Below are 5,512 nucleotides of genomic sequence, written 5' to 3' on the forward strand. Positions count from 1 at the left end.
TTTCAAAATCGTAACTATAGCCTGCAAACCAACGATCGTTTATTTGGAATCCTGCCATTACGCTCAATGCTGCCGACCAGCGGTAAGACGCCCCTATCACAAATTTGTCGTTAAACATAAAGTTTAAAGAGCCGTCTATTTGCAAAGGTGCCCCAAAGGACATTTTTCCTAACACTGCTGGTTTAAACTTCACAGTGTCGCTTAAATCGAACACATAACCTCCTATAAGGTATAAGTGTTGTGAATTTTTGAGTACTGATACCGCATTGCCTTTGTAGTGGGTAGTTTCAAGCATATTAGGTACTGAAAATCCTACGTAGTACTTATTGGTATACCAATAGAACCCAGCTCCCAAGTTGGGTGAGAATACACTCTCTTTACCACTGAGTGATGCATCACTTGCATCTTGTTTCTTTAGTTCGTCATAATCTATTTCAAAAATATTGCCTGCTCCTTGCAACCCAAACACTAATTTTGAGTTCTCAAAATTGATAGTGTATGACACGGCTACGTTTAGAGCGGTTTGGTTTTGAGGGCCTATACTTTCGCGAAAGATACTTCCTCCTAAGCCTACGTTGCGCATAGATTGCATAGGCTGGTGATAGCTAATACTTCCGTTAGTAGGTGCTCCTTTTAGCCCTACCCATTGGGTGCGGAACATTCCAAAGAAACTTCCTACTTCACGAGAACCTGTATACCCTGGGTTGAACAGCATAGTGTTGTACATATACTGTGTGTATTGCGATTCTTGTTGAGCAAAAGTAACAAGGGAAAACAAGCTCGCTACCCATAAAAATAATCTCTTTTTAATCATCTTTTAAAAGTGTATTTGTATTGTTAGTTATTGATATTTAGTTAGATACTAAAATAATCACTGCATATTTTTTGCAAAGTTACACTTTTTTTTTGAATCATCAATTTTTTTATCATTTTTTTTGTTGTTATTTTTTTTGAGTGTAGAAAATTTTCTTAGTGAGGTGATTTATTCTTCAGTGCGAGCCGCATAGTTTTTTATCCTTCGTCACATACTCAGCTGCGCCAGCTCGCTGACTTTCCTTCGCTCATCCTTCGCTTATCCTTCGCTTATCCTTCGCTTATCCTTCGCTCAACCTTCGCTGAAGGTTCGATGGGGGAATTATGAATTTTGAATTCTGAATTTTGAATTGGGGGGGTGAAAATTCACAATTTAGAATCCATAATTCAAAATTATTTTGTATTTTTGCAGCATATTTAGCAACTAATATATGGACTTTAAAAAACTTAAGACTTTTGCTAAGACTTCTATATATGGCAAGCTGTTGGCGCTTGTGGTGGTTTTGGTGCTTATCTTGCAGGTGTTTCCTGAAAAGGCTAAATTTAAATACGAATTTAGGAAGGGGGAATTGTGGCAGCACGAGAACCTTTATGCACCGTTTGACTTTCCGCTAAAAAAAACTAAAGAACAACTACAAGAGGAGGAACAACTGATTATCAAACAATCTACGGTTTATTATCGCGAAGATAGTTCGGCTACGGTTTCTGCTCTACAAAAATTTCAGCAGAAAAAAAACGAATATTTCAATCATTTACCTCAAGCTAAACGCGAGCAATTATTAGACAAAGCGGCTCTTTTTATTACTGAAAGTTACCGAAATGGAGTACTACTAAAAAGACCTTCAGAAAACAGATTGGAGCTTGCAATTATCCAAGATAACAATCACATTAAAACAATACCTACAGCACCTATACTATCATTGGAACAGCTGAATGAGGCTGTAGATCATTTTTTTGCGGCGGCTCCTTACAATGAATACTGCAAGGTGTATTACGACCTTTTCTTTGATATTTTAAGTCCGAATTTGGTAGTAGATGAAAAATTTACTGAAAAAGCTTTGCAACAGAACCTCAAAGAGATTGTATCGACACGGGGCTGGGTGAATAAAGGGAAGCTAATTATTGCGAAAGGGGAGCTGGTGGAAGGTGAGAAGCTCAATTCGCTGCTTTCATTGAAAGAAGAATATGAAGCACAAACGTGGAGTGAGAATAATTACAATTGGTCGGTAGCTGGCTATTATGCTTTAGTAGCTATAGTGCTGGCGATTATGTGCTTGTACTTGAGGAAATACGAACCTAAGATATACCACAACAACCTAAAAATGATTGTTATCCTGCTAAATATGCTCTGTACAATCCTATTGTTGGGGCTAATAGCAAGGCACGCTGCTCATTATATTTACATAGTGCCTGTGGGAATGATGATCCTTATTTTACGTTCGTTTTTTGACTTGCGTTCGGTAATTTTTATGTATATCTGCACTGTATTTATTATGGGGTTTATAGTGCCTAATAGTTTTCAGTTTGTTTTTATACAAATAATGGCTACGATGGCAATAATGATTACTCCTAAAAACACTCATTATAGGTTGAGTTATTTTACTTCAGCAGGGCTTATAACACTTTCGTACTTAGTAATTTATTTGGCTTTTTACGTGATTACCGAGGGCACTGTGAAGGGGATAGACCTATCGGTACTTGTGTTATTCATTCTTAATGGGGTAGGGATTCTTTTTTCGCAGCCTTTTACTTATATTTACGAGCGTGCTTTTGGATTGGTATCTGATGTATCGCTGTTAGAGCTTTCGGACACTAATTCTAAATTACTGCGGCAGCTCTCGGAGCTTGCTCCTGGTACTTTTCAGCATTCTATGCAAGTAGCTAATCTCGCTGAAGCCGCAGCTACCGAAATAGGGGCTAATGCGTTATTGGTGCGTGTGGGGGCTTTGTATCACGATATTGGGAAAATGAAAACCCCACAGTACTTTATTGAGACCCAAAAGACGAGCCATAACCCGCACGATACACTTAATCCGCAAGAAAGTGCTAAAATTATTATTCGTCACGTAACTGATGGTGTGGAGCTTGCTTACAAACACAAACTGCCTAAACGAATTATAGATTTTATCCGCACGCATCACGGGTGTAGTCTTACTTATTACTTTTACAAAAAAGCATTGGAGATGAACCCTGAGGCTAAAGAGGAGGATTTTCGCTACCCAGGTCCGATACCTTTCAGTAAAGAGACGGCAATTCTTATGATGGCAGATTCGGTAGAAGCTGCTACTAAAAGCCTTAAAAACCCTACTTACGAGGCACTTAACGAATTTGTAGATAGGATTGTAAAGAAGCAGTTAGACGACAACCAATTTGCTAACTCGGATATTTCGTTTAGGGAGATAGAGGCTATCAAACGGGTATTTAAAAACAAACTTATCAATATTTACCACGTGCGGATTGCTTATCCTGAGTAGATTGGCACGGTAATTGGACTTATACTATAAAACTAAATAATTTATTTATAATGAAACGTTTATTCATATTATTATCTTTAGCATCGACAATGACAACAGTTGCACAAAATGTAGTGCCTACCGTAAGTGTGGTGGGTGAGGCTAGCATAAATGTAGAGCCTACTATTGTTAATATTTCGCTAAGTGTGGAGAGAGAAGGCACTGATGTGAAATTACTACGACAAAAAAACGGAGAAAGCATAGCGAAGGTTATACAAGCTATCAACGAACAAGAAATTCCTTTGGAAAACTTTAAAACAGACTATGTGTCGCTTCAAAAACAATACGATTACAATACCAAAACTTACAAATACCGCATTTCGCAAGATATTAAAATCAAACTTACAGACTTGTCTAAATACGAAACCCTAATGGACAAGTTGTTTGAAGCGGGGGTAAACCAAATAGATGGTATATCATTTGACATTACTGAAGTGGAAAGAGCTAAAATAACACAAGATGCTCGCATTGCTGCCTTAGATAACGCTCGCAAAAAAGCGTTGCTTTACGCTATTACATTAGAACAAAACATAGGTAAAGCACTCACTATCAAAGAAGTTGGGGTGCAAGATGAAGAACCTGTAGTGTTTAGAATGAAAGAAGCTGCTGCTTTGGGTAGTCCTTCTAAACAGACTTTAGCACCAGGTAACATCAGTATAGAGGCTTCTATAATGGTAACTTTTGAACTTTTAAAACAATAATATTATGAGTATGCAGAGTATTGTAGCTTACGTTTTAGTAATGATAGCTGCTTATTTCTTGATAAAGAAGCTCTTTTTCAGCAAAAAAAAAGGAAGTTGTGGCGAACACAATTGTAAATGCCACTAAACTTGTACTCATTACTAAAAAAACTTTGCCAAAGCAGTAAAACTTTGGCAAAGTTTTTTATTTAATAGGTAACCATAACTACTTTTTGAGATAAAACCAACCTACTTGTTGCTCTAAATTATCATCTTCATCACGGTAGGTTAGCACAAAGAAATAAACCCCTTGCGGTAAGTTTGTTCCTTCAAATCTACAAACTTCATTATCATAATGACTTACTGAAAAAACTTCATTAGCATTGCTATCATAGATAGTAAGCGTGTTTTCGGGATAATTTTCAATCCCCATAATATGAAAATAATCGTTTTTACCATCACCATTGGCTGAAATTCCTGTGCAAGGAGTTATAGGAGACCAAATTTTGACCGTAACAGTAGTTGTAGCTAATGAGATAGCAGCATCGGGCGAGCGCAGTTCATAGGTAAAACTATCTGCTCCTGTAGTATTGTTATTAGGGGTATATAATACCTCGTTGCTATCGTTGAGAGTTACAGAGCCTTTATACGGAAACGCTGAGATATAAGGAACAGCATCATAAGGTATATCGTTTTGTAATATAGCGATAAGAACGGGAGTATTCATAGGAGTTGTTACGGCATCGGCAACCGCTATAGGGCGCAAAGGTTCTTCTGTTGTAGGTGTTTCCGTAGTGGGTGTCGTGGTTTTAGGCAGTACGATTACAGTGGCAGTAGCAGTGGCGAAGTGGGTAGCATCTTTAATATCTCTGATTTTATAATATACATAATGACGACCCACCGACAAGCCTGCGGGGAGGTGTAACATTCCGCCTCGTATCGTACTGATATACTTGCCGTTGTTATCAACACTGCTACTGAGTTTTAGAAATCGCACCTCTTTATCTGTAGGGGTAGCCGTGCCGTAGCGGTCGTTGTCATAGACGCTACCTACTATTTGAGGGTCGGTACTATAAGTAACGGTATAAGTATCATCTTGAGCAGTGAGGGTTGTTGTAGTAGGTGTAGTAGTTGCAGTTGATGTGGTGGGTGTTTCGGTAGTAGGCGTCGTAGTTTGGGGCAGTACGATTACAGGAGCGGTAGCAGTAGCGAAATGGGTAACATCTTTAATATCTCTGATTTTATAATATATATAATGACGACCGACAGCTAAACCTGCAGGAAGTCGGAGCATTCCACCTTGTACCGTACTGATATACTTTCCATTGTTATCGGTACTCCTATAAATATAACTAAATTGCACCTCTTTATCTGTAGGCGTTTGGGTGCCGTAGCGGTCGTTGTCATAGACGCTACCTACTGTTTGAGATTCAGTGCTATAGGTAATAGTATAAGTATCGTCTTGTGCAGTAAGGGTTGTTGTAGTAGGTGTAGTAGTTGCAGTTG

General features: G+C 38.4%; 5 protein-coding genes. 3 read left to right on the forward strand and 2 right to left on the reverse strand.

All coding sequences use genetic code 11. The features are described 5' to 3' along the window. On the reverse strand, window positions 1-814 hold an 814-nt coding region (locus HMPREF9075_RS11645; RefSeq protein WP_009416803.1), incomplete at its 3' end, for a type IX secretion system membrane protein PorP/SprF. A gap of 430 nt (window positions 815-1,244) precedes the next feature. Between HMPREF9075_RS11645 and HMPREF9075_RS11650 the strand changes: the two genes are divergently transcribed. From HMPREF9075_RS11650 to HMPREF9075_RS12970, 3 genes are read left to right on the forward strand one after another with little or no spacing between them, the layout of a single operon-like run. Continuing rightward, on the forward strand, window positions 1,245-3,287 hold the full coding sequence (locus tag HMPREF9075_RS11650) for an HD family phosphohydrolase (protein ID WP_009416804.1): 2,043 nt from the start codon (window positions 1,245-1,247) through the stop codon (window positions 3,285-3,287). Window positions 3,288-3,337: 50 nt separating this feature from the next. Then, the gene (locus HMPREF9075_RS11655) at window positions 3,338-4,027 is read left to right on the forward strand and encodes an SIMPL domain-containing protein (RefSeq protein WP_034557679.1); all 690 of its coding nucleotides are present in this window, start codon (window positions 3,338-3,340) and stop codon (window positions 4,025-4,027) included. A gap of 4 nt (window positions 4,028-4,031) precedes the next feature. Beyond that, window positions 4,032-4,154 carry a FeoB-associated Cys-rich membrane protein gene (locus tag HMPREF9075_RS12970; protein WP_009416806.1) on the forward strand — a complete coding sequence of 41 codons (123 nt, stop codon included), beginning with the start codon at window positions 4,032-4,034 and terminating at the stop codon, window positions 4,152-4,154. Between the two features lie 78 nt (window positions 4,155-4,232). On the opposite strand, the gene HMPREF9075_RS11660 is transcribed toward HMPREF9075_RS12970, so the two are convergent. Then, a partial coding sequence (locus tag HMPREF9075_RS11660) for a T9SS C-terminal target domain-containing protein (RefSeq protein WP_009416807.1) occupies window positions 4,233-5,512 on the reverse strand: 1,280 nt, incomplete at its 5' end.

Origin of the sequence: Capnocytophaga sp. oral taxon 332 str. F0381 (genome assembly GCF_000318275.2) — a bacterium.
In the GTDB taxonomy this organism is placed as follows: Bacteria; Bacteroidota; Bacteroidia; order Flavobacteriales; family Flavobacteriaceae; genus Capnocytophaga; species Capnocytophaga bilenii.

Bases quoted from the DNA above. Each gene is read 5' to 3' on its own strand.
- HMPREF9075_RS12970 (WP_009416806.1), top strand. From the start codon at position 4,032: ATGAGTATGCAGAGTATTGTAGCTTACGTTTTAGTAATGATAGCTGCT.
- HMPREF9075_RS11650 (WP_009416804.1), top strand. From the start codon at position 1,245: ATGGACTTTAAAAAACTTAAGACTTTTGCTAAGACTTCTATATATGGC.
- HMPREF9075_RS11655 (WP_034557679.1), top strand. From the start codon at position 3,338: ATGAAACGTTTATTCATATTATTATCTTTAGCATCGACAATGACAACA.